29 protein-coding genes are annotated in these 24,835 nt (G+C 72.5%); 19 read left to right on the top strand and 10 right to left on the bottom strand.

Features of this window, described 5'->3' with window-relative positions:
• Positions 1–196: 196 nt before the first annotated feature.
• From E1286_RS31855 to E1286_RS31840, 4 genes are all read left to right on the top strand, one after another.
• Complete coding sequence (locus tag E1286_RS31855) at positions 197–817, top strand: hypothetical protein (protein ID WP_132618338.1); 621 nt, start codon at positions 197–199, stop codon at positions 815–817.
• Between the two features lie 59 nt (positions 818–876).
• Positions 877–1,464, top strand: coding sequence for a TetR family transcriptional regulator (locus E1286_RS31850; protein WP_132618336.1), 588 nt, complete (start codon positions 877–879; stop codon positions 1,462–1,464).
• An 89-nt stretch (positions 1,465–1,553) separates the two neighbouring features.
• Entirely contained in the window at positions 1,554–2,441 is an 888-nt protein-coding gene (locus E1286_RS31845) for an ABC transporter permease (protein ID WP_132618334.1), read from the top strand.
• A 92-nt stretch (positions 2,442–2,533) separates the two neighbouring features.
• Positions 2,534–3,004 carry a VOC family protein gene (locus E1286_RS31840; RefSeq protein WP_132618332.1) on the top strand — a complete coding sequence of 157 codons (471 nt, stop codon included), beginning with the start codon at positions 2,534–2,536 and terminating at the stop codon, positions 3,002–3,004.
• Positions 3,005–3,011: 7 nt separating this feature from the next.
• On the opposite strand, the gene E1286_RS31835 is transcribed toward E1286_RS31840, so the two are convergent.
• The 4 genes from E1286_RS31835 to E1286_RS31820 are packed head-to-tail and all read right to left on the bottom strand — an operon-like array spanning position 3,012 to position 6,298.
• Positions 3,012–4,187, bottom strand: coding sequence for an NAD(P)/FAD-dependent oxidoreductase (locus tag E1286_RS31835; RefSeq protein ID WP_132618330.1), 1,176 nt, complete (start codon positions 4,185–4,187; stop codon positions 3,012–3,014).
• Complete coding sequence (locus tag E1286_RS31830; RefSeq protein WP_132618328.1) at positions 4,184–4,384, bottom strand: ferredoxin; 201 nt, start codon at positions 4,382–4,384, stop codon at positions 4,184–4,186. Before E1286_RS31830 ends, E1286_RS31835 begins: the two co-directional genes overlap by 4 nt.
• A 40-nt stretch (positions 4,385–4,424) precedes the next feature.
• Positions 4,425–5,084, bottom strand: coding sequence for a TetR/AcrR family transcriptional regulator (locus tag E1286_RS31825; protein WP_165970006.1), 660 nt, complete (start codon positions 5,082–5,084; stop codon positions 4,425–4,427).
• On the bottom strand, positions 5,078–6,298 hold the full coding sequence (locus E1286_RS31820; RefSeq protein WP_132618326.1) for a cytochrome P450: 1,221 nt from the start codon (positions 6,296–6,298) through the stop codon (positions 5,078–5,080). Before E1286_RS31820 ends, E1286_RS31825 begins: the two co-directional genes overlap by 7 nt.
• A 326-nt stretch (positions 6,299–6,624) precedes the next feature.
• On the opposite strand from E1286_RS31820, the gene E1286_RS31815 reads away from it, so the two are divergent.
• Together E1286_RS31815 and E1286_RS31810 are read left to right on the top strand one after the other, a co-directional pair.
• Positions 6,625–7,449 (top strand): alpha/beta fold hydrolase, encoded by an 825-nt coding sequence (locus E1286_RS31815; RefSeq protein WP_132618324.1) that lies wholly within the window; start codon positions 6,625–6,627, stop codon positions 7,447–7,449.
• A gap of 57 nt (positions 7,450–7,506) precedes the next feature.
• On the top strand, positions 7,507–8,061 hold the full coding sequence (locus E1286_RS31810) for a TetR/AcrR family transcriptional regulator (protein ID WP_132618322.1): 555 nt from the start codon (positions 7,507–7,509) through the stop codon (positions 8,059–8,061).
• A 115-nt stretch (positions 8,062–8,176) separates the two neighbouring features.
• Here the strand turns inward: E1286_RS31810 and E1286_RS31805 are convergent, their stop codons facing one another.
• The 3 genes from E1286_RS31805 to E1286_RS31795 form a co-directional block, all read right to left on the bottom strand.
• Positions 8,177–8,611, bottom strand: coding sequence for an SRPBCC family protein (locus tag E1286_RS31805; protein WP_246075394.1), 435 nt, complete (start codon positions 8,609–8,611; stop codon positions 8,177–8,179).
• 8 nt (positions 8,612–8,619) lie between these two features.
• A complete protein-coding gene (locus E1286_RS31800) occupies positions 8,620–8,913 on the bottom strand; it encodes a globin family protein (protein ID WP_132618318.1) in 294 nt (97 codons plus the stop codon).
• 400 nt (positions 8,914–9,313) lie between these two features.
• Entirely contained in the window at positions 9,314–10,114 is an 801-nt protein-coding gene (locus tag E1286_RS31795) for an SDR family oxidoreductase (protein ID WP_132618316.1), read from the bottom strand.
• 208 nt (positions 10,115–10,322) lie between these two features.
• Here E1286_RS31795 and E1286_RS31790 point away from each other — a divergent pair, with 208 nt between their 5' ends.
• On the top strand, positions 10,323–11,492 hold the full coding sequence (locus E1286_RS31790) for a phospholipase D-like domain-containing protein (RefSeq protein WP_132618314.1): 1,170 nt from the start codon (positions 10,323–10,325) through the stop codon (positions 11,490–11,492).
• Between the two features lie 4 nt (positions 11,493–11,496).
• On the opposite strand, the gene E1286_RS48225 is transcribed toward E1286_RS31790, so the two are convergent.
• Positions 11,497–11,661, bottom strand: a complete 165-nt coding sequence (locus E1286_RS48225; protein ID WP_165970005.1) for a hypothetical protein — start codon at positions 11,659–11,661, stop codon at positions 11,497–11,499.
• A 62-nt stretch (positions 11,662–11,723) separates the two neighbouring features.
• On the opposite strand from E1286_RS48225, the gene E1286_RS31785 reads away from it, so the two are divergent.
• Positions 11,724–11,918 carry a hypothetical protein gene (locus E1286_RS31785; RefSeq protein WP_132618312.1) on the top strand — a complete coding sequence of 65 codons (195 nt, stop codon included), beginning with the start codon at positions 11,724–11,726 and terminating at the stop codon, positions 11,916–11,918.
• Between the two features lie 256 nt (positions 11,919–12,174).
• Here E1286_RS31785 and E1286_RS31780 read toward each other — a convergent pair whose 3' ends face one another.
• Positions 12,175–13,272, bottom strand: coding sequence for a hypothetical protein (locus tag E1286_RS31780; RefSeq protein WP_132618310.1), 1,098 nt, complete (start codon positions 13,270–13,272; stop codon positions 12,175–12,177).
• Positions 13,273–13,355: 83 nt separating this feature from the next.
• Here E1286_RS31780 and E1286_RS31775 point away from each other — a divergent pair, with 83 nt between their 5' ends.
• From E1286_RS31775 to E1286_RS31760, 4 genes are all read left to right on the top strand, one after another.
• Positions 13,356–14,021, top strand: a complete 666-nt coding sequence (locus E1286_RS31775) for a TetR/AcrR family transcriptional regulator (RefSeq protein ID WP_246075393.1) — start codon at positions 13,356–13,358, stop codon at positions 14,019–14,021.
• A 137-nt stretch (positions 14,022–14,158) separates the two neighbouring features.
• On the top strand, positions 14,159–14,407 hold the full coding sequence (locus tag E1286_RS31770) for a hypothetical protein (RefSeq protein WP_132618306.1): 249 nt from the start codon (positions 14,159–14,161) through the stop codon (positions 14,405–14,407).
• Between the two features lie 59 nt (positions 14,408–14,466).
• The gene (locus tag E1286_RS31765; protein WP_132618304.1) at positions 14,467–16,017 is read left to right on the top strand and encodes an AMP-binding protein; all 1,551 of its coding nucleotides are present in this window, start codon (positions 14,467–14,469) and stop codon (positions 16,015–16,017) included.
• Between the two features lie 60 nt (positions 16,018–16,077).
• On the top strand, positions 16,078–17,481 hold the full coding sequence (locus E1286_RS31760; RefSeq protein ID WP_132618302.1) for an amino acid permease: 1,404 nt from the start codon (positions 16,078–16,080) through the stop codon (positions 17,479–17,481).
• On the opposite strand, the gene E1286_RS51785 is transcribed toward E1286_RS31760, so the two are convergent.
• Positions 17,469–18,983, bottom strand: a complete 1,515-nt coding sequence (locus E1286_RS51785) for an IclR family transcriptional regulator domain-containing protein (RefSeq protein ID WP_132618300.1) — start codon at positions 18,981–18,983, stop codon at positions 17,469–17,471. The two genes, E1286_RS31760 and E1286_RS51785, sit on opposite strands and share 13 nt — an antisense overlap.
• A 142-nt stretch (positions 18,984–19,125) precedes the next feature.
• Between E1286_RS51785 and E1286_RS31750 the strand changes: the two genes are divergently transcribed.
• The 7 genes from E1286_RS31750 to E1286_RS31720 all read left to right on the top strand — a co-directional run.
• Positions 19,126–19,875, top strand: coding sequence for a CoA transferase subunit A (locus tag E1286_RS31750; protein ID WP_132618298.1), 750 nt, complete (start codon positions 19,126–19,128; stop codon positions 19,873–19,875).
• Positions 19,872–20,501 carry a CoA transferase subunit B gene (locus E1286_RS31745; RefSeq protein WP_132618296.1) on the top strand — a complete coding sequence of 210 codons (630 nt, stop codon included), beginning with the start codon at positions 19,872–19,874 and terminating at the stop codon, positions 20,499–20,501. Before E1286_RS31750 ends, E1286_RS31745 begins: the two co-directional genes overlap by 4 nt.
• On the top strand, positions 20,498–21,646 hold the full coding sequence (locus E1286_RS31740) for a thiolase family protein (protein WP_132618294.1): 1,149 nt from the start codon (positions 20,498–20,500) through the stop codon (positions 21,644–21,646). Before E1286_RS31745 ends, E1286_RS31740 begins: the two co-directional genes overlap by 4 nt.
• Positions 21,647–21,650: 4 nt before the next feature.
• Positions 21,651–22,400: a protocatechuate 3,4-dioxygenase subunit beta gene (pcaH, locus tag E1286_RS31735; RefSeq protein WP_132618292.1), complete on the top strand. Its 750-nt coding sequence runs from the start codon at positions 21,651–21,653 to the stop codon at positions 22,398–22,400.
• Positions 22,397–22,921, top strand: a complete 525-nt coding sequence (pcaG, locus tag E1286_RS31730; RefSeq protein ID WP_132618290.1) for a protocatechuate 3,4-dioxygenase subunit alpha — start codon at positions 22,397–22,399, stop codon at positions 22,919–22,921. The genes pcaH and pcaG overlap by 4 nt, the downstream gene beginning before the upstream one ends.
• The gene (pcaB, locus tag E1286_RS31725) at positions 22,908–24,185 is read left to right on the top strand and encodes a 3-carboxy-cis,cis-muconate cycloisomerase (protein WP_246075392.1); all 1,278 of its coding nucleotides are present in this window, start codon (positions 22,908–22,910) and stop codon (positions 24,183–24,185) included. Before pcaG ends, pcaB begins: the two co-directional genes overlap by 14 nt.
• Positions 24,185–24,835: alpha/beta fold hydrolase (locus E1286_RS31720; protein ID WP_132618288.1), on the top strand; the 651-nt coding region annotated here is incomplete at its 3' end. The genes pcaB and E1286_RS31720, both read left to right, overlap by 1 nt.

Here is a 24,835-nt window from a genome sequence, read left to right as displayed (position 1 = left end):
CGTCAGATGGGTATAAGACCCAGCCGCCCCCCCGCCCGCCACCCCGTCCGGCGGCACGCCGGACCCCACCGGGACACCCGCGCCGACCGGCACGCCGCCCACCGGCACGCCCGCGCCCACCGGCACCTCCGATTCCTCCGGCACGCCGGCTCCCGGCGCGAGCGATGGACGGCCCGATCCGGGTGAGGGCCGCGAGGTGCTCGTCGCGGGCCACTACCAGCCGCTGTGGCCCTTCTCCGGCCCCGAGGAGGTCGCCGCCTGGCAGCGCGCCCACCGCGAGAACGGCACCGGCGCCTGGCACCTGGACGCCCGCCGCACCGCCTTGGCGTTCACCCGCGACTACCTCGGCTTCGCCGAGATCGACCAGGCCGTCAAGACGGTCCTCGACGGCCGGCACGCCCGCGTCCACGTCGGCTTCCGCAGCGAGGAGGTACGCCGCCCGCTCGTCGCCGCCGTCGTCCACCTCGTCCGGTACGGAACAGGCGAGGACGCCCCCTGGGAGGTCGTCGGAACCGACGACACCTCGTTCACCCTCACCCGTCCCTCGTACGGCGCGACCGCGGGCTCCCCGCTGACCGTGGGCGGGCGCATCACCGGCGTGGACGAGAGCATCAGGATCCAGGTCCTGCGCCCGGGTTCCGGCGGCCCGGCGGGCGAGGAGTGCTGCGTACCGGCCGGAGGCGAGGACGCCCCCTGGTCGGCCCGGGTGGCCTACGCCGCCGTGCCCGGCAGGACGCTCACCGTCGTCGCCTCCACCGGTGGACACGTCGCGACCGTCGAACGCTTCGCGGTGACGGGCGTGCTCCCGCCGTACTGAAGCCGGGACGGTGCTGCTAATTTCTAAACGCGCATTCAGGAAACCTCCGGGAGAACCGTATGGGCAGACCGCGTACGACCAGCGACGAGGCGATCCTGCGGGCCACCGCGCGCGCGATCGAGCGCCATGGGCCGCAAGGGCTCACGCTGGCCGCGGTCGCGCAGGAGGCCGGCCTCGCCCCCGCCACGCTGGTGCAGCGGTTCGGCTCCAAACGCGGGCTGCTGCTCGCCTTCGCCGCTCATGCCGCCGAGGTGGCCGGGCTGCCGTTCCAGCGGGCCAGGAAGGAGCACGGCTCGCCGCTGGAGGCGCTGCGGGCGGCCCTCGCCCGCCTGGCCGAGGGCGTCGCCGGCCCGCGCGAGCTGGCCGGCAGCCTCGGCTTCCTCCAGCTCGACCTGACCGACCCGGAGTTCCGCGCGCACGCGGCCGAGCACGCCCGCCGCACCCACGACGAGATCGCCGGCCTGCTCGCGGACGCCGTGAGCGCCGGGGAGCTCTCCGGCCCCGCCGACGTCGGCCCGCTGGCCCGCGCGGTCCACGTCGCCTACAACGGCACGCTCATCGTGTGGGCCCTGACCGCGGAAGGCCCCCTCGGCGAGGCGATGCGCGAATCCGTCGACCAGGCGCTGCGGCCGTACGCTGCCACCTGAGAACGACGCTCCCGCCAGGAACGGGATCGCCGTCCCCGGGGGAGGGGAATGATCGTCAACCGTACGGCCCCATCGGTCACGAGGTGCACATGAGCCAAGTGGAAGACACCGCACCGCAGTCGCTGGCGGAGCTGGCCCGCCGGCACGGGCTGCGCCCCGCCATCGCCCGGCCCAGGTTCCCCGTCTACCTGCGCCAGCTCTGGCAGCGGCGGCACTTCGTCCTGACGTACGCCACCTCGCGCAACGTCTCGAAATACTCCGGCTCGGCCCTCGGGCAGCTCTGGCAGGTCATCACCCCGCTGCTGAACGCCGCGATCTACTACGTGATGTTCGGCCTCATCCTGGGCGGCAGCAGGAACATCGAGAACTACACGGCGTTCCTGCTGACCGGGATGTTCGTCTTCACCTACACGCAGCGGACGGTGAGCGCCGGGGCCAGGTCCATCTCCGGGAACCTGTCGCTGATCCGAGCCCTGCACTTCCCGCGCGCCTCGCTGCCGCTGGCGTACACGATCCAGGAGCTGCAGCAGCTGGTCATCTCCATGGGCGTGCTGGTGATCATCGTGCTGATCACCGGGGAGCCGGTGACGTGGTTCTGGCTGATGATCCCGGTCGTGCTGGTGCTGCAGACGCTGTTCAACATCGGCGCCGGTCTGGTGCTGGCCCGCCTCGGCGCCCAGCTGCGCGACCTCAACCAGCTGCTGCCGTTCATCATGCGCACCTGGCTGTACGCCTCCGGCGTGTTCTTCGCCATCCACGACAAGGTGGTCGGCACCGCCGGCCTGCCGGACTGGGTGGCCACGGCGATGTACCTCAACCCGGCGGCCTCGTACATCGAGTGGATGCGCGACATCCTCATCGGCAGCCACAACCCGCCGCAGGCGGTGTGGCTGTCGTGCCTGGTCTGGGCCGTGGTCGCCCTGGTGGCCGGCTTCTGGTACTTCTGGCGCGCCGAGGACAGGTACGGCCGCGGCTAGCGCTTCGCACGGGCCCCGTACGACGGGATGAAACGACGCGGCAGGGCGGTTGATCAGGGCACCACGACCGTCGCACCGGCGAAGGAGACCCCATGACCTCTCCCGCGGACAAACCCGCTGTCCGCCAGCTCAGGCTGGTGGTCGAGGCGGACGACTACGAGGCCGCGCTGGCCTTCTACCGCGACGTGCTGGGCCTCCCCGAGCAGGCCGCCTTCTCCAGTGGCGACGGCGCGCGCGTGGCGATCCTCGACGCCGGCCGCGCCACGCTCGAGATCGCCGACCCTGCGCAGAAGAAGATGATCGACGAGGTGGAGGTGGGCCGGCAGGTGGCCCCCCGCATCCGGGTGGCCTTCGAGGTGGACGACACCCGCGGGACGACCGGGCGGCTGGTCGAGGCGGGCGCCACGGAGATCGCGCCGCCCGTGGTCACGCCGTGGCAGTCGCTCAACGCCCGCCTTGACGCGCCCGCCGGCCTGCACATCACCGTCTTCCAGGAGCTGCGCACCGAGGAGGAACGCGAGTCGCTCGAAGGCTTCGGCCGCGACGACTCGCGGAGCGGATGAGCGCGCGTCACAAAGCCGGGGTCAGGGCTTCGACGAGCTCCTGGCGGCGCAGGCGGGCCTGCTTGGGCATGTTCCAGCCGAGCACGCCGGTGACCCGGCCGTCCTCGCGGTAGAGCGCGACGAAGCGGCGCCCGGCCGGGTCGCCCTCCACGACGCTCACCTCGGCCGCGGCCGACGGCAGCCCGTACACATGGATCCTGGCGTCGAACTGGTCGGTCCAGAAGTACGGCACGGGGCTGTAGTGCCGCTCGGCGCCGAGGATGTTGTCGGCGACGGCGAGCGCCTGCTCGACGGCGTTGGTCCGGTTCTCCAGCCGCAGCGAGCCCAGTGTGGCGTGCTCCCAGCGGGCCACGTCGCCGACCGCGTACACGCCCTCGGCCGCGCGGCAGCGCGAGTCGCACACGACGCCGTCGGCCACCCGCAGCCCGCTGCCCGCGAGCCAGCCGGTCGCGGGTTCGGCGCCGATCGCGACCACGACCACGTCGGCCGGCAGCACCTCGCCGGTGCCCAGGCGCACGCCGGTGACCCGGCCGTCCTGCCCGGTCAGCCCGGTGACGCCGGTGCCGAGCCGCAGGGCGACCCCGCGCTCGGCGTGCAGCCCGGCCAGCAGGTCCGCGACCATCGGCCCGAGCTGGGCGGCCAGCGGCGCCGGTTGCGGGCCCGCCATGGTGACCTCCGCCCCCAGCCCGCGCGCGGTCGCGGCGATCTCCGCGCCGAGCACTCCCTCGCCGGCCACCACGAGCCTTACGGACTCCCGCAGCTCGGCCCGCAGCGCCAGGGCGTCGTCCAGGGTGCGCAGCACGTGGACGCCGGACAGCCCGTCCTGGCCGGGCAGCCTGCGGGCCCGCAGCCCCGTCGCCACGACCACGGCGTCACCGCCCAGGACACGCCCGGAGGCCGTGCGGACCGTGCGGGCCGCCGCGTCCAGGGCCACCGCCGGGTCGCCGAGCACGAACTCGGCCCGCAGCCCCGCCAGCGCCTCCTCCGTCCGCAGCCGGGCCCGCTCCGGGGCCCAGGCCCCCGACAGAACCTGCTTCGAGAGCGGCGGACGGTCGTACGGCAGGTGCGGCTCGGCGCCCACCACGCTCACCTCGCCGCGGTAGCCCTTACGGCGCAGCGCCTCCGCGGTGGCCAGCCCGGCCGCGGAGGCGCCGACCACCACCACACCGGACGGCACGCTCACGCGCTCTCGTCCACGTCGATCGCGGCCGCGGGGCAGACGGCCGCCGCCTCGCGCACCGTCGCGTGCAGTTCCTCGGACGGCGCCGCGTCGAGCAGCACCACGATGCCGTCATCCTCGCGCTGGTCGAAAACGTCCGGCGCGAGCAGCACGCACTGGCCCGCGCCGCAGCACTTTTCCTCGTCAACGGTGACTTTCATCCTGGTTCCCTCTGTTACTCGTGCTGGTTGCTCGTGCTGATTACTCGGGGCTCGTGACGGGGGCCAGCCACAAGCCGGTGATCGCGTCGATCAGCCCGGTCCCGGCGTCGTGCCAGCTGGACCGGAAGGTGGGCCGGCCCTCGGCGAGGGCCCGCTCCCGTTCGGCGCACATGTGGACCAAGAGCTGGCGGGCCATGTCGTCGCGCTCGGCCCGCACCTCGGCGGGCAGGTGCGGCAGGCAACGGTTCAGTCCGTCGATGATCCGCTGCAGCGTGGGCGAGGTGAGCGCCTCCTCCATGATGATCGGGCGCAGCACCGGGTCGGTCATGACCTGGGCGGCGAACCGCGCGAACCACGTCGGGTGCGTCAGGGCCGCCAGATGGGTGGTTATCGGGCGCACCAGGCACGTCACCCACCCCCGTACGCCGGCCGCGTCGTCCGTCTCCGCCACCAGCTCACGGCGGACGGACTCCATCGGGGCGGCGTGCTTGCGCATGATCGCCCGCACCAGGTCGGCCTTGGTGCCGAAGTGGTAGCCGACCGCCGCGTTGTTGCCCTGCCCGGCGGCCTCGCTGACCTGACGGTTGGACACGGCGTACACCCCGTGCTCGGCGAAGAGGCGCTCCGCCGCGGTCAGGATCTGCTCGCGGGTGGCGCCGGCCCGCCCGGGGTGCACGGCCCTGGCGGGCACGGTCACCACCGAACCGGTACTTCGCGCAACCCTCCGACGATGAGCCCCTCGACCCGCTGCAGGTCGTCGACCGGCACCGCGAGCTCCAGGGTGGGCAGCCTGCGCAGCAGCACCTCCAGCACGACCTGCAGCTCCGTGCGGGCCAGGGACTGACCGAGGCACGAGTGGGCGCCGGAGCCGAAGGCCAGGTGCGGGTTGGGGCTGCGCCGCAGGTCCATCTCGCCGGCGTTCTCGAAGGCGCCGTCGTCGCGGTTGGCCGCGGCCATGTTGCAGATCACGGTGGTGCCACGGGGCAGCACGGTCCCGCCGACCTCCGCCTCCTCGGGCAGGTAGCGGGGCAGGCCGAAGCCGGAGTTGGCGTCGAAGCGCAGCGACTCCTCCACCGCCGTGCGGACGAGCGACGGGTCGGCGAGCAGCGCCTCCCAGCGCGTACGATCGGCCAGCAGCATCGAGACCATCTTGCCGATCATGTTGGCGGTGGTCTCATGCCCGGCGACCAGCAGGCCGATGCCCGTGGCCAGCAGCTCCATGTCGGACAGCCCCTCGCCCTCGACGGCGCTCTGCTTGATCAGCTCGCTGAGCAGGTCGTCGCCCGGCTCGGCCCGCTTGGCGGCCACGTGCCCGGACATGTACGTGAAGAACTCCACCTGCGCCGCGGTGCTCTCCTCGCCCGTGTAACGGGTGAGGTTCAGCAGCATGTCGGACCAGCGCGAGAAGCGGTCGCGGTCGTCGGCGGGCACGCCGAGCATGTCGCAGATCACGTAGACGGGCAGCGGGAAGCCGAGGCTCGCCTTGAGGTCGGCCGGCTGGCCGCGCTCGACCATCTCGTCGATGAGCTGCTCGGCGATGGCGGCCATCTGGGGCCGCAGGGCCGCCATGCGCTTGGCGGTGAACCACTTGCCGACCAGGCGGCGCCAGCGCAGGTGACCCTCGCCGTGATCGGGAATGATCTTCGACATCTCGCTGTTGAACACGCCGCCCGACTCGCTGTCGGTGAGCCGCGCCGCGTCGTCCGCGGTGAGCTGGCGGGTGAAGCGCGGGTCGGCGAGGACCTGCTTGACGTCGTCGTAACGCGTCACCAGCTTCGCCTCGTCGCCGCTGGGCAGCTGTACCTTCGCGACCGGGCACTTCTGGCGCAGGCGGGCCCACTCCGCGGGCGGTTCCAGGGCCGCCTCGCTGGGAATGGGATAGCTCAGCGTCTGCTGTACGTCACCTTGGCTCACTGTGACCTCCTCTGACCTGCGATTTCAGCGACAGTAAATCGACATGTCGGGATTAAGTCAAGCGGTTGATTTAAAATCTACCGCCAGCTGGCGATCAGAGCACGGTCTTCCGCCACTCCGACGACCCGGGCACGGCGACACCTTCGCCGCCTGTCCGAGGTGGCGGGCCGCCGGCCGCACCCCCCGTCCCCTACGTGGACCGGTGCCGTAGGGCGTAACGACCGGGACCCGCTGGTGCCGACCTTTCTGAGCCACGCCGCACCAGGTTGACGTCGTAGGCTAATGGGATTAGCTTTGGAGCTAATATTTTAAGCCTGGAGGCGGAGATGACTGAGTTCCTGAACGTCGGCGATGGGCAGATCGCGTACGAGGTGTCAGGGAAAGGGCCGCTGATCGTGCTGGCCCACGGCGTGGGTAACGGCCGCGGAGCGTTCCGCCACCTGGCGCCGCTGCTGGTCGAGGCCCGATACCGGGTCGCCGCCATGGACATCCGAGGGCACGGCGAGTCGAGCGTGGGCTGGTCCTCCTACACGCGTACCGACGTGGCCGGCGACATCGCCGCGCTCATCCGGCACCTGGGCGGGCCTGCCGTCGTCGTGGGCCACTCGTTCTCCGGCGGGTCCGCGACCATCGTGGCGGCCCGGCACCCCGAACTGGTCAACGCGGTCATCGAACTGGGCCCGTTCACGCGGCCGCAGAAGGTCGACGTGGGCGGGCTGCTGCGCAACCCGCTGCACCGCAGGGGAGTGACGCGGCTCATGGGCGCCGCGCTGTTCAGGAGCGTCCGCCTGTGGAAGAGCTACCTCGACGTCGCCCACCCGGGCGTCAAGCCCGCCGACCACGCCGAGTACGTCACCGCGCTCGAGGCCGATCTGCGCCGGCCGGGCCGGATGGCAGTGGTCAGCAAGATGGGTCAGTCGGCGCCTGTCGACGCCGGCGAGTGCCTGGGCGACGTCCGGTGTCCCGCCCTGGTCGTGATGGGCCGCCAAGACCCTGACTGGGCCGGCCCCGAGACCGAGGCGAACGGTATCGTCGCAGGAATGGCGCCCGGGGTGGGCAGCGTGGCCATGATCGAAGGAGCCGGACACTATCCCCACGCGCAGTACCCGGCCGAGGTCGCCCAGGCCGTCCTCGGCTTCCTCAAGGACTGACCATGGCGGGCGAGGCCGCCGGAACGTGCAGGACATGACCAGAAGGAGGCGCCATTGATGGCCAGGGCGGCGTTGTCCCGTGAAGCGGTGGTGGAGATCGCCCTGGGGCTCGTCGACGAGGAGGGCGAGCCGGGGCTGACCCTCTCGGCGGTGGCCGCCCGGGCGGGCGTGGCCACACCGTCCTTGTACAAGCACGTACGCAACCTCGCCGAACTGCGCGAACTCGTCTCCATCCGGATCATGGGCGAGATAGCCGACGAGGTGGGCGCGGCCGTGCTCGGCCGGTCGGGAGACGAGGCGGTCCGGGCGCTGATGGAAAGCTGGCGCTCGTATGTCCTGCGCCATCCGCGCCGCTACTCGGCCATGCTCCAGACCCCGGATCCGGGCTTGGCCGAGGCGGGCTCCCGGCTGGTCGGCATCGTGCTGGCCGCGCTGCGGGCGTACGGCTTGAGCGATTCGGCGGCGATCCACGCGGCCCGTTGCGTGCGCGCGGCGGTTCACGGATTCTCGATGCTGGAGACCGGCGGCGGGTTCGGGCTCCCCGAGAAACTGGACGAGAGCTACGACCTGCTGATCGACGTGATGACCTCCGGCCTGAGCACTCCCCGGTGAGCGGTGGCGTGCCGGACTTCGCCCACGTACGCGTCAGGATCGTCGGCGAGCCCGACATCGACGGCCCTTTCCCCGCCGCCCTCTGAGGCGCCCGAGGGCCGGGCGGCGGTGGACGTCAGAGTGCCGGGGCTCGTTCGGTGAGCACCTTGGCGCGGGCGAGTTGCACCTCGCGGGCCTTGCGGGCGGCGTACCGCTGCACGGGGCGCAGCGTGGCACGCACGTCGAGGACGTCCGTGACCTCGGTCCCGCCGTCGGCGGCGGCCAGGGCGAAGCGGTAGCCCATTCGCACGCCGCCGGGGCTGTCCACCTCGCCCTCGATGCCGTCGCCGGTCGGCCGCAGCGTCACCTCGATGAGGTTGTCGTACGTCACCACGCGCAGGAAACGGAACCGCTCCACGCAGACGTACCGGATCTCCCTGGCTTCGCGCCGCACGTCGCGCACCTCCACCACGAGGGGCGACAGGCCGACGTAGCTCGCCGGCTCGCTCAGGTGCGCGAGCACCGCGTCCGGGGCGGCGGGCACGTGGAAGACGTTGCGTAGAACCGTCATCGGCCGGCTCACCGCCGTTCCAGCCCGTGCCATGACCAGCGCGGCACCCGCAGGCCCGCCGGGACCTCGGAGCCGGGCGGCGCGCAGGTCAGGACGTCGTCGACAGCCCACACCATGTAGGCCCGCAGCGCCTGTCGCTCGCCCCAGTAGTCGGCCAGGCGACGCACGTGGTCGGGGCGCGTGCCCCGGGAGAACGGGTGGTTCAGCACCGGGTCGAGCAGGCAACGCCGGTGATGCGCGGCGGCGAGGGCCAGGAAGGCGTCCTCGCCGCCCGCGCACTCGAAGATCGAAGGGCGGCTCATGGCCAAGACTGTGCCACGTCGCGCCCGCCACCGGAATCGGCGTGCCGGCGCGCGGCCCGCCGCCGGCGGACCCTCCTGCCCGCGAGCGGCGAGCATGGCGGGTCGCTGGTGACGGGTCGGCCACTGGCCGGAAGGGGCGGCAGCACGTACTTCGACCGCCATGCGGGCGTGCGGGCCGCGCGACAACCGAGACTGACGGATCTCCCCGGACGCGCACGTCCTCCGCCATGAGCGACACGACGTGCGCGGCAACGGCGGATCTCGGAAGGCGCGATTCGGCAGCAGATCTCGTCGCGACGAGACGACCGGGCCCGGGTCACGGTCCTCGCTGCGCCTCCATCCGCGCGTGGGCCGAGGGTGCACTCGCCGCTGGCCCGGCCCCTTGAAGGCACACCTGCGCCTACAGCTTGCGCCACTCGCCCGAGCTGAGGGCGGAGACGCCCTGGGGGCCCATCATCGTCATCCCGCCGTCCACGAACACCGTCGTCCCCGTCACGTACGAGGCGGCGGGCCCGGCCAGGAAGGTGACGACGGCGGCGACCTCGCGGGCGTCACCCGGCCGGGGGACGGGGTTCCCTGGACGGCTGCCCGGCTGCGGCGGCATGTCCTCCTGGCCGGTCATCGGCGTGGCGATCTCGCCAGGGGCCACCGTGTTGACGGTGATGCCGTGCTCGGCCAGCTCCAGCGCGAGCACCCGGCTGAGCATGCGCAGCCCGCCCTTGGCCGCGCAGTACGGGCCCGAGCCCACCTTCGGGTACTCCTCGTGCACACTGGTGACGTTGACGATGCGCCCGCCCCGGCCGGTCGCGACCATGCGCCGCGCCGCCCGCTGCGCGCACAGGAACGGGCCGTCGAGGTCCACCGCCAGCACCTGCCGCCATCGGTCGAAGCCCATGTCCAGGAGCGGCTCGTGGCTGCCGGTGCCGGCGTTGTTCACCAGCACGCCGAGCCCGCCGAGCTCCTCGGCCAGCTCGTCCACGACCGCCGACGCCCGTTCGGGGTCGGTGAGGTCGTGCCGGCGCACGGCGGGCGCGCGCCCCAGGCCGCGTACGAGCTCCGCCGTCTCCTCGGCCCCGTCGCGGTCCTCGTGGTAGGTGATGCCGACGTCGAACCCCTGCTCCGCCAGTGCCACGGCGGTGGCCTTGCCGATCCCCGAGTCCGCCCCCGTCACGATCGCCACCCGGTCGTATCCGTCGCTCATGATCCCTCGCTTCCGCGTTCCCGGACCGCGGTCCTCTTCCCCGGACGCCCGGCCGAAACGGCGGGGCGCCGACCGCGAGATGTTCGCTGATCGTTCAGAGGCTCTTCTGGCGGGCGTCACCGTGATCAGCGGGAGGGCCTCCACGATCGGTATCGGACCAGCCCGTAATCGGATGATCAAGGGTGGCCGAAACGTTGGAGGAGTTCGCATGTTCAGCCCGTCCCTGTCCGTCCTGTCCGCCGCCGCCCTGGCCGCCTCCGTGCTCACCGGCACGGGCGCGGGCTCCGGCACGGCCGCGTCCCCCTGCGCCGACGCCCCCAAGGCGCCGGTGGCGACAGGAGCGGTCTTCAGCGAGCCGGTGGGCGGCGACCCGGTAGCCATCGTGCGGACGCTCTGCGGGCTCGTCCGGCAGACCCCGGCGGGCGCGAGCATCCAGGTCGCGCACTTCGTCATGTCGGGCACGGCGGGCTCGGAGTTCGCCGCCGAGCTGGTCAAGGCCCACCGGCGCGGCGTCGGTGTGCGCGTCGTCCTGGACGGCGACCGGCGCGGAGCGGCCGTCGCCGCGCGGCTCGCCGCCGAGCTGGGCACCGACGTCACCGCCCGCTCGTGGCTGCACGTGTGCACCGGGCCGATGTCCGGCGGCACGGCGGCCTGCGTCGGGAACAAGGGGCAGCACAACAAGTTCTACCTGTTCTCGCGGGCCGGTGACGCCTCCGACGTGGTCGTGCAGTCCTCGGCCAACCTCACGGACCTGAACTCGACCACGTACTGGAACAACGCCGTCGTCCTGCCGGGCAACAAGCGCCTGTACGCCGCGTACGACGCCTACTTCGCCGACCTGGCCGCCGAGCGGAAGAACCTCGACTACTTCCGCGTCGTCCAGACCGGCGCCCGCGGCGGCTCGGTGCGGGCGCAGTTCTTCCCGAAGGCGAGCGGCGACCCCGTCGTGGACGACCTCGCCAAGGTCTCCTGCTCCGGCGGCACCGCGATCAGGGTCGGCATGTCCGAGTGGGACGCCTCCCGCGTCGCGATCGCCGAGCGCCTGCGTGACCTGGCCGCCGGCGGGTGCGAGGTCAAGATCGTGTACGGGATCATGGACGACGAGGTGAAGGCGATCCTGGAGGCGCAGCCGCGGGTCGAGCTGAGCTCCCTCGGGTCCGGCGGCGCGCTGCCCGGCCGGATCCACTCGAAGTACCTGCTGGTCGAGGGCTCCTACGACGGCGGCCGCGACGCCCACTGGATCTTCACCGGCAGCCACAACTACAACGAGACGTCCCTGCGCCGCAACGACGAGACGCTGCTGCGGCTCAACGACCGGAACGTCTACCGGCAGTACGTCGCCAACTTCGACCGCATGCGCGCCGCCGCCGGCTCCTGAGCTGTCACCGTCCCCGGCCGCGCAGGAACGCGGCGGTGCCGTTGGCGGCGGGCTCGGCGTCGATGTCGGCAGGATCGGCCGCGATCGCCGCTGGAGCGCTCCTGACAGGATCCGTTCCCGCGACCGCGAGCACCTCCGGCAGCGCGGCGACGACCTGTCGGAAGTCCAACCTGGTACTGCGACAACGACGCCGGCGCAGGCGTCTACCGGAACACCACAAAAGTCGGGATCGTGGAATCCACCAGGAGCTGGTTCCTGTGCTGGGATTGCATACGCGTGCACCCCGGCGGCGACAACGTCTGGTACCACACCCAGGGCGACCGAGTGGTCGTCGATCCGAAGAACCAAGCGTGGGGCTACATGCCCGCCGTCCACGTTCACAACCCGGACGACCCGATCCCGGGCATGGTTCGGTGCGACGTGTGACCTGGTGATCGACGCCGCCGGGCGCGCCGCCCGGCGGCAGGGCATCCACAGCGCGTCAGGTGAACAGGCAATTCTGTGCGCGTCGATTCACTGGCGAGGGTCTCACTGGCGAGGGTCGATGACGCGGTTTCGTGCCCCGCCGCGCACCCGACGACATCAGCGGCCGGTTCCGCGAGCAGGTGTCCGGCGGCAGCGGTCTGGTGCCGTTTCCGCCTGGAGGTCTCCGGACCCACGCTTCAGGTCTGAGGGGCCGCGTCTAGATCGGATCGCGTCGGGGGGATGTGCCGGCCAGGTTCACCATGACATGGCCGATGGTGAAGTAGAACGGGGATGGCACCGGCGGTGGCCGGAGCGAGGCGAGCCTCCGGATCGCGTGGCCCGGCCAGTTGATCGTCGCGTGGACTCCAGTGAAGAAGACGTGGCGGAGATGGGCGGCGTCGGGGGCGTCGTCCGCGCACAGGCTCGAACCGAAGAAGCCGTTCCGGAGCCAGGGCGGGCCGTCCGCCGCGTCCAGGACGACCTCGGGTGCCGACCAGTCGCGCACGTCGCCGCTGGGGGAGGACGAGGTGCTCAGCCAGAGTTTCTGCGGCGGATAGTGCGATTCGCCGAAGAGGTTGGGGCTCTTGCTGAGGAGCATTTCGTACGACGACGCGCCCGCCCGTACGTATGCGTGCGCGAAGCCCTCGGCGCGGGAGTAGAACGGCCGGGGCCGCGCCCATCCGCCGATCCCGTCCTCACTCTCCGTGTAATGGATCTCCGCGACCGGGTGCTTCCCCTTCGCGGATTCCCCCGGTGCCGCACGGAACCACATCCGCCACTTCCCGTCCGCGAACACGACCTTCGGGCCGAGGGTGCTCGGGTTCCTGGAGTCGCCGACGATCACCGGCTCGGGATTCCGCCTCCATCCGCCGGATGTCTTCTCGATGAAGCCGATCGAGAACGGCTTGTCGTTACCCATGACCTTGCGGGAGCTTCTGCCCGTGTAGTAGATACGCCGGCACGGAACCCGGTCACCCGCGGGGGTCCGCGTCATTCCGGTGACGAAGCAGGGCTCATGCAGCCCGTAGTGGTCCCACTCGCCCTTCCCTGGCTGGTCGATCAGGGGGAGCGCCCTGCCGGGGCGGTCGGGGTCGGTCGTGATGGTCCAGTCCGCGCCGTCCTGAAGCTCGGCGCCCCTCGGCAGGCTCGCGCTGAACAGGTTGTTCCGGAAGTTGCGCTGGAACCCGCCGAAGAACATCCACCACGTGTCATCGATCTTGTGAACATTCGGGTCTCCGGTGCCCAGCAGATTCGTGATCGGCCGGTAGCCCTCGATCATGCTGAAAATGGCACGCGGCGGGGCGGAGGTCTTCATCGCGCACTCCTCGTCCATGGGTACGGTGTACCCATGGCGATATGCTGAGGCAAGCCCGGGTGACGTCAGAGAGCGGAGCAGGCGTGAGCAGACGACCGCGCACCGCCGCCCCTCTCACGAGGGAGGGCATCGCGGCCGCCGCGATCATGGTCGCCGATGAGCGCGGCATCGAAGTGGTCTCCATCCGGCGCGTGGCCGAGCGCCTGGGGTCGGGCACCATGTCGCTCTACCGGCACATCGCCGACAAGGACGACCTGATCTCGGCCATGGTGGATCAGATGACGGGAAGGTACGCCTATCCCGACCCGGAGGGCATGGACTGGCGGCAACGCGTGCACGCGCTCGCCCGTACCGACTGGCGCATGTTCCTGGAGCATCCGTGGATGCTCGACGCCACGAGCAGCGTCGCCCCGCCGTTCGGCACGGAGTCGTTCGCGGCGATGGAATGGGCCCTGGAGGCATTGGAGCCTCTCGGCCTGGAGCCGCACGCCGCCGCCCGCGTGATCATGACCGTGAACAACTACGTCCAGGGAAGTGTCCGGGTCGTTCTCGGCGAGCGGGGCGACGGCCAGGCGGACGATCCCGGCCTGAACTGGCAGAGGCGTCTCCTCGACGTCGATCTCGAACGGTTCCCGCGGCTGCGGCGGCTGGTCCGGCACCCCATCCCGGAACGGGGCAGGGACTGGTTCGTCGACGGGCTCGACGTGATCCTGGACGGCGTCCAGAATCGCGGGCGTGCACCGGCATGAGACAGGGGCTCCAGGTCTCGTGACCGCCGACCGGCGGAACTCGTTGATGCGTGCGGTGAGGTTCGGCGGCATTCTGGACGGCGTTGCTTGACGAGATCATCCGTGGAGGACGCGTGCACCGGTGTCACCCCCCTGTCATGGCCCCGGCCGAGCCGTGGCAGTGCCCGCAGTGCGGACGGTCATGGGAGCCGTTCCCGTCGTCGGTCGAGTACCCCGAGCGCTCGGCCGGGCTCATGGACGACCGGGTGTTCGTCACGATCCTCATCGTGCTGGGTGCGGTCGCGCTGGGGTGTCTGGCGATCTCCAGGGAGGCCTTCGCCGTCGCCTTCTGCGCGATCTTCGTGGTCGCCCTCGCGCGGGGGTGGCGGGAGTTCCGCAACATGTGAGGGCTTCTGGGCGGGCGGCGGGCGTGCGACGATCATTGGGTGTCCGTTAGGAGGGTCGAATGTCCGTTCTGTCGTTCGAACCGCTGACTCCCACGAGCTTCCTCGAGCGCTCCGCGGCCGTGTTCGGGCCGCGCCTCGCGGTCGTGGACGGCGACCTGCGGCTCACGTACGCCGAGCTGTGGCAGCGCGCGCGCCGGCTGGCCGGGGCGCTGGCGGGGCTGGGCGTGCGGCCGGGCGACCGCGTCGCGGTGCTCGCTCCCAACGGCCACCTGCTGCTGGAGTCGACGTTCGGCGTGCCGGGGGCGGGCGCGGTCATGGTGCCGCTGAACATCCGGCTGTCGTCCGGTGAGCTGGCCTACATCCTGGGCCACGCCGAGGTGTCCGTCCTGCTGCACGACGACGAACTCACCGGCCTGGCCACGGCGGCGGCCGAGGAGAGCGGGCAGAAGCCCAGGCTCGTGTCCACCGCCGAGTACGAGACCCTGCTCGACGCCGCCGAGCCGCTGCTGGTGCCGGTGGAGGACGAGCTGGCGCCGCTGTCGATCAACTACACCAGCGGCACGACCGGCCGCCCCAAGGGCGTCGTCTACCACCACCGCGGCGCCTACCTGCAGGCCCTGGCCATGGCGCTGCACACCCGGCTGGAGGCCGCGAGCGGCTACCTGTGGACGCTGCCCATGTTCCACTGCCACGGCTGGTGCTTCCCGTGGGCCGTCACGCTGGCCGGCGCCCGGCACGTCTGCCTGCGCAAGGTCGACCCCGGCCAGGCGTGGGCGCTGATCCGTGAACACCGCGTCACCCACCTGTGCGGCGCCCCGACCGTGCTGACGTCGCTGCTGGCGCACGCCGACGCGCCCACGGCCGCCCTCGATCCGCGCCTGCTGGCCTGCGTCGGCGGCGCCCCGCCCAGCCCCGCGCTGCTCGGCCGGGCCCTGCAGGCCGGCATCGACGTCATCCACCTGTACGGGCTCACCGAGACGTACGGCCCCGCGGTCATCAACCAGCCCCAGCCCGAGTGGAGCGGACTCGGCGTCGAGGAGCTGGCCGCGCTGACCGCCCGACAGGGCGTCGGCAACGTGATCGCCCAGCGCGTCCGCGTCGTCGGCGAGGACGGCCGCGACGTGCCCGCCGACGCCGCCACGATCGGCGAGATCGCGGTACGCGGCAACGACGTGATGGTCGGCTACCACCGCGACCCGGTGGCCACGGAGAAGGCGGCGGCCGACGGCTGGTTCCGTACCGGAGACCTGGGGGTGCTGCACCCCGACGGCTACGTGCAGCTCGTCGACCGCGCCAAGGACGTGATCATCTCCGGCGGTGAGAACATCGCCTCCGTCGAGGTCGAGAACGCCCTCGTCAGCCACCCCGCCGTGCAGGAGGCCGCGGTCGTCGCCCGGCCCGACGCGCACTGGGGCGAGGTGCCCATCGCGTACGTGACCCTCGCCGCGGGCGCGAGCGCTACCGCCGCCGAGCTGATCGAGCACGTACGCGGCCGGCTGGCGCACTTCAAGGCCCCCAAGGCGGTGTACTTCGGCGAGCTGCCGAAGACCTCGACCGGAAAGATCCAGAAGAACGTGCTCAGAGACCGCTCCGCGGCCTGGCCTGCTTAGGCGGCCCCCGCGAGGGAAGGTCGCACCCACGGAGTCGATCGATCGGCAGTGGGGGGCGTCATGGTCGCTTCGGACAGCGTGTTCAGGCGCAAGCCGGTGGAGGAGATCGCCACCGAGCACGAAGGGGAGCTGTCCCGTTCGCTCGGGCTGTGGCAGCTGACCGCCATCGGCGTCGGCGGCATCATCGGGGCGGGCATCTTCGCCCTGGCGGGCGCGGTCGCCAATCAGACCGCCGGTCCCGCCGTGCTGGTGTCGTTCCTCATCGCCGGGGTGGCCAGCGCCGCCGCGGCGTTCTCGTACGCCGAGTTCGCCGGCATGATCCCGAAGGCGGGTTCGGCCTACACCTACGGGTACGCGGTCCTGGGGGAGATCGTCGGCTGGTTCATCGGCTGGGACCTGCTGCTGGAGTACACCGCGATCGTGGCCGTCGTCGCCATCGGCATCTCCGGATATTTCGGCTTCCTCGTCCAGCAGCTCGGCCTCACCGTGCCCGCCTGGATGCTCGGCGCGCCCGGGACCGGTGACGGGCACGTGGTCGACCTGTTCGCGGTGGTGCTGTGCCTGCTGATCGCCGCCCTGCTGAACCTCGGCATCCGCGCCGCGGCCCGCTTCGAGACGTTCGTGGTGGGCATCAAGGTCGCCGTCGTGCTGCTGGTCATCGTGGTCGGCTTCTTCCACATCAACACCGCCAACTACACGCCGTTCTTCCCGTTCGGGGTCGGCGGCGCGATCACCGGCGCGGCCACGGTGTTCTTCGCGGTGTTCGGCTACGACGCGATGAGCACCGCCGCCGAGGAGTCGCGCGACGCCCAGCGGCACATGCCCAGGGCGATCGTCTACTCGCTGGTCATCTCCATGATCCTGTACGTGCTGGCCACGCTCGTGCTGACCGGCATGCAGAACTACCGGGACATCGACCCGGAGAGCGGCTTCTCCTCGGCGTTCGCCTCGGTCGGGCTGTCGGGGCTGGCGGCGGTGATCGCGGTGGGCGCCATCGTCGGCATCCTCACCGTCATGTTCACGTTCATGCTGGGCGTGACCCGCGTGTGGTTCTCGATGAGCCGCGACGGGCTGCTGCCGGGCTGGTTCGCCCGCCTGCACCCGGTGCGGCGGGTGCCGTCCCGGGTCACCTGGATCGTCGGCGCCGCCTCCGCGGTGATCGCCGGCTTCCTGCCCATCCGGGAGGCCGCCGAGCTGACGAACATCGGCATCCTGCTGGCGTTCGTGGTCGTGTGCGTGGCCGTGATCGTGCTCCGCTACCGCCGGCCCGACCTGCCGCGCTCGTTCCGCACGCCGGGGATGCCGGTGGTGCCGGCCATCGGGGTGCTGTTCTCGATCTGGCTGATCACGTTCCTCGACCCGGTGACGTGGCTGCGCTTCGCCGCGTGGTTCGCCCTCGGGCTGGTCCTCTACTTCGCCTACAGCAGACGCCACTCGGCGCTGAGCTCCGGTCAGCCGCGCTGAGCGACGGCGCAGGCGGTGTAGGCGAGGTCGGCCTCCATCCGGGCCGCGCTCTCCCTGAGGGCGGGCAGGACGCGGTGCACGAGGTCGGCGGCGCCGTCGCGACCGGCGTGCGTGGCGACGTTCACGGCCGCCACCGTACGGCCGGCGCGGTCGCGGACCGGGACCGCGATCGACCGGACGCCCTCCTCCAGCTCCTGGTCGACCAGGGCGTACCCGTCCGCGGCGGCCCGCCGCACGGCCGCCGTCAGCTCGGCCCGCGAGGTGACGGTGTGCGGCGACAGCCGCCGCGGGACGATCGAGGCCAGCCGCTCCTCCGGCTGCCCGGCCAGCAGCACGCGCCCCATCGAGGTCGCGTACGCGGGCAGCCGGGTGCCGACGGTGATGTCGACGCTCATGATGCCGACCGTCTGCACCCTGGCGACGTAGACCACGTCGTCGCCCGACAGCATCGCCACGGACGCCGACTCGCGCACCCGCGCCACCAGGTCGGTCAGATGCGGCAGGACGATCTCACCGAACGTCAGCCCGGACAGGTGCGCGTACCCCAGCTCCAGCACCCTGGGCAGCAGCGTGCAGCGGCCGCCGTCGGCGGCGGCGTAGCCGAGGTTCTGGAGGGTCTGGACCGCGCGCCGCACGGTCGCCCGGGGCAGGCCGGTGGCGCGGGCGCAGTCGGCGAGGGTCAGCCCGCCCCGCGCGGACCCCAGCGCCACCAGCACGGCCAGGCCCCGGGCCAGCGACTGCAGGAACCCCATGCCGAGCTCCCGCTTCGCGCTCCGCGCGGCATCACCCACGACAACAGCCGACTCCCGCGGGGCCGCGCCGGACGCGGCGGGAGACAGCGCCGGGGAGTCGGTGGGGTGGTGGCCGGTCAGGGCCGCCTCCATCTCGGCGACCGCCTTGCGCACGGCGGGCATGCAGTGGTCGCGCAGGCCCGTCGCGGTGTGGCGGCTGGTGTGGCTGACGACGCTGACCGCGCAGGCGACCCGCCCGCCCGGCTCCCGCACCGGCGCCGCCACCGCGATCAGGCCGGGCTCGATGAGCTGGTCGTCCAGCGCGTACGGAGCCGACGGGTCGAGCAGGGCCAGGCCGGCCGCGCACCGGTCGGCGGGCAGCAGGTCGCCGACCCGGAAGGTGACCGACATCGTGCGCCGCCGGGTCACCTGCACGACGAAGCGCACCCCGTCGCCGTCGCGCACCGCCAGCGACACCGACTCGTCCAGCTCCTCGGCCAGGCGCTCGGCGACCGGCGCGAGCGCGTCGCGCAGCCCGCTGCCGCTCAGGTACGCCTCGCCCACCTCCATCAGGCGCGGCGCGAGCCGTACGTCGCGCCCGTCGAGCCGTACGTAGCCGAGGTGGGCGAGCGTGCCGAGCACCCGGTCCACCGTGGAGCGGGCCAGGCCGGTCGCGCGGACGAGGTCGGTCGCCCGCGCCGGCCGTCCTGGGTCGGCGGCCAGCGCGCGCAGCACGGCCAGGCCGCGCTCCAGGGTTCCGGCCGCTTCCATCGGCTCCGCCTCCCGCCTCCTGCCCGAAGGGCGTTTCCCTCCCGAAGGGCTTTGACAGGACAGCCCCCCGTGCAGATACTCGAAACACCACAATAGTGAACTAAAGTTCGCAGGGCGAACACATCTGGGCGAACGGAGCGTCGTGCCAAGAGACAAGGTGGTCGCCACGGCCGCGGAGGCGCTGGCGGGCGTGCAGGACGGCGCGTCGTTCGCCGTCGGCGGCTTCGGCCTCAGCGGCATCCCCAACGTGCTGATCCAGGCCCTCTACGACACCGGCGCCACCGGCATCGGCGTGGTGTCCAACAACTGCGGCGTCGACGGCGGCGGCCTCGGCGTCCTGCTGGCGGCCGGGCGCATCGCCCGCGTCACCGCCTCCTACATCGGCGACAACAAGGAGTTCGCCCGGCAGTACCTGTCCGGCGAACTGGAGGTCGAGCTCACCCCGCAGGGCAGCCTCGCCGAACGCCTGCGCGCCGGCGGCGCCGGCATCCCCGCCTTCTACACCCCGGCCGGTGTCGGCACGCCGATCGCCGAGGGCGGCCTGCCTCTGCGCCACAACCCCGACGGCTCCGTCGCGGCCGCCTCGCCGCCGAAGGAGGTGCGCGAGTTCGACGGCCGGCCGTACGTGCTGGAGCACAGCATCCGTACGGACTTCGCGCTGGTGCGGGCGGCCAAGGGCGACCGGTACGGCAACCTCGTCTTCAACAAGGCCGCCAGGAACTTCAACCCCCTCGCCGCCATGGCCGGCCGCGTCACGATCGCCGAGGTCGAGGAGCTGACCGAACTCGACCCCGACGAGGTCCACCTGCCCGGCGTGTTCGTCCAGCGCGTCCTCGTGCTCACCCCGGAGCAGGCCGCCGACAAGTCGATCGAGAAGAGGACGACCTCATGAGCTGGACCCGCGACGAGATGGTCGCGCGGGCGGCGGCCGAACTGCGCGACGGCGACTACGTCAACCTGGGCATCGGCCTGCCCACCCGCATCCCGTCGTTCCTGCCGGCCGGCGTGGACGTCGTCCTGCACTCCGAGAACGGCATCCTCGGCGTCGGCCCGTACCCGAAGCCGGACGAGCTCGACCCCGACCTGATCAACGCCGGCAAGGAGACCGTGACCGTGCAGCCGGGGGCGTCGTTCTTCGACTCCTCGATGTCGTTCGGCATGATCCGCGGCGGCCACATCGACGTGGCCGTGCTGGGCGCGATGCAGGTCTCGGCCCGCGGCGACCTGGCCAACTGGATGGTGCCCGGCAGGCTGGTCAAGGGCATGGGCGGGGCGATGGACCTCGTCCACGGGGCCCGCACGGTCATCGTCATCACCGAGCACACCGCCAAGGACGGCGCTCCGAAGATCGTCAAGGAGTGCTCGCTGCCCTTGACGGGTAAGGAGTGCGTCCACCGCATCATCACCGACCTCGGCGTCCTCGACATCACCGGCGAGGGGCTGAAGCTGGTCGAGTGCGCGCCCGGGGTGAGCGTGGAAGAGCTGCGCTCCCGTACCGACGCGGAGGTCACCGCATGAAGGACGTCTACATCGTCGACGCCGTACGCACGCCGTTCGGCCGTTACGGCGGCGCGCTCGCCGGCATCCGCCCCGACGACCTCGCCGCCCACGTCGTCGCGGCCCTGGCCGAGCGGAACGGCCTGGACGGCGCCGACGAGGTGATCCTCGGCAACGCCAACGGCGCCGGCGAGGAGAACCGCAACGTCGCCCGCATGGCCGCGCTGCTCGCCGGGCTGCCCGTGACCACGCCCGGCGCGACCGTGAACCGCCTGTGCGGCTCCGGCATGGAGGCCGTCATCCAGGCCTACCGCGCCATCGCCGTCGGCGACGCCTCGACCGTGATCGCGGGCGGCGTCGAGTCGATGACGCGCGCGCCGTGGGTGCTGCCCAAGCCCGACAAGGCCTTCCCGGCCGGCGGCCAGGAGCTCGTCTCCACGACGCTCGGCTGGCGGCTGGTCAACCCGAAGATGCCCGCCGAGCACACGGTGGCGCTGGGGGAGGGCGCCGAGCTGATCGCCGACAAGCACGGGATCACCCGCGCGGAGCAGGACGCGTACGCGCTGGCCAGCCACCAGAAGGCGGCCAAGGCCGACCTCGCGCGGGAGATCGTGCCCGTCGCCGGGCTCACCCGCGACGAGGGCATCCGCCACGACACCTCCCTGGAAGCGCTGGCCAAGCTGAAGCCCGTCTTCCGCAAGGACGGCGGCACCGTCACCGCCGGCAACTCCTCCCCGCTCAACGACGGCGCCGCGGCGCTGCTGCTGACCGACGAGGCCGGGCTGCGCGGCCGCGAACCCCTCGCCCGCGTCGTGGCGAGCGGCGCCAGCGCCCTGGAGCCCCGCTACTTCGGGCTCGGGCCCGTCGAGGCCGTGAACAGGGCGCTGGCCAAGGCCGGCAAGCGCTTCGCCGACCTGGACACCGCCGAGCTGAACGAGGCGTTCGCCGCGCAGGTGCTCGGCTGCCTGGCCGAGCTGCCCGACCTCGACCCCGCCATCGTCAACCCCGACGGGGGAGCGATCGCGATCGGCCACCCGCTCGGCGCGTCGGGCGCCCGCGTCACCGGCGCTGTGGTGCACCGGCTGGCCGCGGCCGGCTCGGGCACCGGCGTCGCGTCCCTGTGCATCGGCGTCGGCCAGGGGCTGGCCGTCGTACTCGAAAGGTAGCGTCATGTCCGAACCCCTCAATCAGGCCGACATCGACCGCGAGATCGCCGAGCTGACCGGTTCCGGCGGCGGACCCTCCGGCCACCCCGCCCGCGACTACACCCCCTACCGCAGCACCCTCCTGCGCCACCCCAAGCAGCCGCTGGTCGCGATCAAGGACCCCGAGGCGGCCGAGCTGAACGGGCCCGCCTTCGGCGTCACCGACGTGACCGCGCTGGACAACGACCTCACCCAGCAGCACCTCGGCGAGCCGCTGGGCGAGCGGATCACCGTCACCGGCCGCGTCCTCGACCGCGACGGCCATCCCGTGCGCGGCCAGCTCGTGGAGATCTGGCAGGCCAACGCCTCCGGCCGCTACCTGCACCAGCGCGACGACCATCCCGCGCCGCTCGACCCCAACTTCACCGGCGTCGGCCGCTGCCTGACCGACGACGACGGCCGCTACCGCTTCACCACGATCAAGCCGGGCGCGTACCCGTGGCGCAACCACGTCAACGCCTGGCGGCCGGCGCACATCCACTTCTCGCTGTTCGGCACCGCCTTCACCCAGCGGCTGGTGACCCAGATGTACTTCCCGGGCGACCCGCTCTTCCCGTACGACCCGATCCTGCAGTCGGTCACCGACGAGAGCGCCCGGCAGCGGCTGGTCGCCACGTACGCGCACGAGCTGTCGCAGCCGGAGTGGTCGCTCGGCTACCGGTGGGACATCGTGCTCGACGGCCCCGCCGCGACCTGGATGGAGGAAGGCCGATGAACCCCACCCCCTCGCAGACGGTCGGCCCGTTCTACGGGTACGCCCTGCCGTTCCCCGGCGGCGGCGACATCGCGCTCGGCGGCATCACCGTCCACGGGTACGTCTACGACGGCGCGGGCGCGCCGGTGCCGGACGCGCTGCTGGAGTTCTGGCAGGCCGACGAGGACGGTGACCTGCGGGGCAGGCCCGGCTCGTTGCGGCGTGACCCGGTGAACGGCGCGGTCATCGGCAGGAACGGCGTCGACTTCACCGGCTTCGGCCGGGTCCCCACCGACGCCGACGGCCACTGGGTCCTGCGTACGGTGCGGCCGGGAAACGGGTACATCAGCGTGTGCGTGTTCGCCCGCGGCCTGCTCCACCACCTCTACACCCGCATCTACCTCGGTCAGGACGCCTTCCTGGACTCCCTGCCGCCGCAGCGGCGGGCCACGCTGGTGGCGGCCGAGGAGCGCGAGGGCGTGCACCGCTTCGACATCCACCTGCAGGGCGAGAAGGAGACGGTCTTCCTTGACTTCGGCTGATCAAGGACCCCCGCCGGATCCCGCCTCCACGGCGGGGCCCGGCGGTGCGGTGGCCGACCTCGGGCTGTTGTCCCCGATGCGCGGGGCGGCCGAGGCCACCGGGGACGCCGCCGTGCTCCAGGCCATGCTGGACGCCGAGGCGGCGCTGACGCGCGCCCAGGCGGCCCTCGGCCTGGCGCCCGCCGAAGCGGCCGTGGCCGTCACCGCCGCCGCCCGCGCGGCGGCGTTCGACCTGCCGGGCCTGGTGGAGCGGGCCCGCTCCGGCGGCAACCCGGTGATCCCGCTGGTGGAGGACCTGCGCCAGGCCGCGACGCCGCACGGCGCGTACGTGCACCGAGGCGCGACCAGCCAGGACATCGTCGACACCGCGCTCATGCTCATCGCCCGCCGCGCGCTCGGACTCGTCCTGGCCGACCTGGATCAGGTGGTCGACCGGCTCGCCGCGCTGGCGGCCGAGCACCGCGACACCCCGATGGCCGCGCGGACGCTCACGCAGCAGGCCGTTTCCACGACGTTCGGCCTCAAGGCGGCGGGCTGGCACGAACTTGCCACCGCCGCCCGCACCCGCCTGACATCCGCCCGCCAGGCCCTGCCCGCCCAACTGGGCGGCGCCGCCGGCACCCTCGCCGCGTTCGGGGAGAAAGGCGTCGATACGGCGCTGCGGTTGCCCGGGGCGTTCGCCGCCGAGCTCGGGCTGGCCGAGCCTCGGCTGCCGTGGCACGTGGTGCGCACTCCCGTCGCCGACCTGGCCGGGGCGCTGGCGTTCACCGCTGGGGCGCTGGGCAAGCTCGCGGCCGACGTGCTGGTGCTGTCGCGCACCGAGATCGGGGAGCTGTCCGAGGGCGTGGGCGGCGGGTCGTCGTCCATGCCGCACAAGCACAACCCCGTCAGGGCCACGATGATCGCCGCGGCGGCCCGGCAGGTGCCGTCGCTCGCCGCGATCCTTTACGGCTCCCTCACCGCCGAGGACGAGCGCCCGTCCGGAGCTTGGCACGCCGAGTGGCAGCCGCTGCGCGAGGCGCTGCGCCTGGTGGCCGGCGCCGCCCGCGACGCCGCCGAACTCGTCACCGGCCTGCGCGTACACCCCGGCCGCATGCGCGCCAACCTGACCGTCCCCGAAGACCCCGGCCCAGCACCCGCGCTCGTGGACCGAGCCCTGACCGCCGAGACCCCCGGCCGCGCGCAAGGGGACCGAGCCTTGACCGACGAGATCCCCGGCCGCGCGTCTGTCGAGCCGGGCATGGACAACGAGGCACAGCCGTGATGTTGCACTACCGTCTGGACGGCCCCGAACAGGGGCAGCCGCTCGTGCTCGGGCCGTCGCTCGGCACCTCCACCCGCCTGTGGGACGCGCAGGTGCCCGCGCTCGCCCGCACCTTCCGCGTCCTCAGGTACGACCTGCCCGGCCACGGCGTCTCGCCCGCGCAGCCGTTCGCGAGCCTGGACGACCTGGCCGCCCTGGTGCTGGAGACGACCGCCGCCGAGGGCATGGAGAGCTTCCACTACGCGGGCGTCTCCATCGGCGGCGCGATCGGCGCCACGCTGGCCACCCGCCACCCCGGGCGCGTGCGTTCCCTCGCCATGGTCTGCTCCTCGGCCCGGTTCGGCGACCCCGCCTCCTGGCGGGAGCGGGCCGCGCTGGTCCGGGCCGAGGGCACCGGGCCGCTGCTGGAGGCCGGCGTGGGCCGCTGGTTCGCCGGGCCGCCCCGCCAGGACCTCCTGGACGACGTGGCCGCCGCCGACCCCGCCGCGTACGCCGCCTGCTGCGACGCCCTGGCCGCCTACGACCTGCGCGGCGAGCTCGCGTCCATCACCGTGCCCACCCTCGTCGTGGCCGGCCGCGCCGACCCGGCCACGCCGCCCGCGCACGCCAGGGAGCTGGCCGACGGCATCCCGGACGTCACGCTCGTGGAG

The organism is Nonomuraea terrae (genome assembly GCF_004348995.1).
Classification (GTDB): domain Bacteria; phylum Actinomycetota; class Actinomycetes; order Streptosporangiales; family Streptosporangiaceae; genus Nonomuraea; species Nonomuraea terrae.
Note: the sequence above shows the minus strand (reverse complement) of the source record. Positions and strands in the feature narration are given on the sequence as shown.

Excerpts from the sequence above, each read along its gene's own strand:
- E1286_RS31830 (WP_132618328.1), bottom strand. The coding sequence starts at position 4,384 with ATGAAAGTCACCGTTGACGAGGAAAAGTGCTGCGGCGCGGGCCAGTGC.
- E1286_RS31815 (WP_132618324.1), top strand. The coding sequence starts at position 6,625 with ATGACTGAGTTCCTGAACGTCGGCGATGGGCAGATCGCGTACGAGGTG.
- E1286_RS31810 (WP_132618322.1), top strand. The coding sequence starts at position 7,507 with ATGGCCAGGGCGGCGTTGTCCCGTGAAGCGGTGGTGGAGATCGCCCTG.
- E1286_RS31790 (WP_132618314.1), top strand. The coding sequence starts at position 10,323 with ATGTTCAGCCCGTCCCTGTCCGTCCTGTCCGCCGCCGCCCTGGCCGCC.
- pcaG (WP_132618290.1), top strand. The coding sequence starts at position 22,397 with ATGAACCCCACCCCCTCGCAGACGGTCGGCCCGTTCTACGGGTACGCC.
- E1286_RS31780 (WP_132618310.1), bottom strand. The coding sequence starts at position 13,272 with ATGAAGACCTCCGCCCCGCCGCGTGCCATTTTCAGCATGATCGAGGGC.
- E1286_RS31845 (WP_132618334.1), top strand. The coding sequence starts at position 1,554 with ATGAGCCAAGTGGAAGACACCGCACCGCAGTCGCTGGCGGAGCTGGCC.
- E1286_RS51785 (WP_132618300.1), bottom strand. The coding sequence starts at position 18,983 with ATGGAAGCGGCCGGAACCCTGGAGCGCGGCCTGGCCGTGCTGCGCGCG.
- E1286_RS31770 (WP_132618306.1), top strand. The coding sequence starts at position 14,159 with ATGGCCCCGGCCGAGCCGTGGCAGTGCCCGCAGTGCGGACGGTCATGG.
- E1286_RS31760 (WP_132618302.1), top strand. The coding sequence starts at position 16,078 with ATGGTCGCTTCGGACAGCGTGTTCAGGCGCAAGCCGGTGGAGGAGATC.
- E1286_RS31745 (WP_132618296.1), top strand. The coding sequence starts at position 19,872 with ATGAGCTGGACCCGCGACGAGATGGTCGCGCGGGCGGCGGCCGAACTG.
- E1286_RS31795 (WP_132618316.1), bottom strand. The coding sequence starts at position 10,114 with ATGAGCGACGGATACGACCGGGTGGCGATCGTGACGGGGGCGGACTCG.
- E1286_RS31850 (WP_132618336.1), top strand. The coding sequence starts at position 877 with ATGGGCAGACCGCGTACGACCAGCGACGAGGCGATCCTGCGGGCCACC.
- E1286_RS31740 (WP_132618294.1), top strand. The coding sequence starts at position 20,498 with ATGAAGGACGTCTACATCGTCGACGCCGTACGCACGCCGTTCGGCCGT.
- E1286_RS31765 (WP_132618304.1), top strand. The coding sequence starts at position 14,467 with ATGTCCGTTCTGTCGTTCGAACCGCTGACTCCCACGAGCTTCCTCGAG.
- E1286_RS31800 (WP_132618318.1), bottom strand. The coding sequence starts at position 8,913 with ATGAGCCGCCCTTCGATCTTCGAGTGCGCGGGCGGCGAGGACGCCTTC.
- E1286_RS31840 (WP_132618332.1), top strand. The coding sequence starts at position 2,534 with ATGACCTCTCCCGCGGACAAACCCGCTGTCCGCCAGCTCAGGCTGGTG.
- E1286_RS31805 (WP_246075394.1), bottom strand. The coding sequence starts at position 8,611 with ATGACGGTTCTACGCAACGTCTTCCACGTGCCCGCCGCCCCGGACGCG.
- pcaH (WP_132618292.1), top strand. The coding sequence starts at position 21,651 with ATGTCCGAACCCCTCAATCAGGCCGACATCGACCGCGAGATCGCCGAG.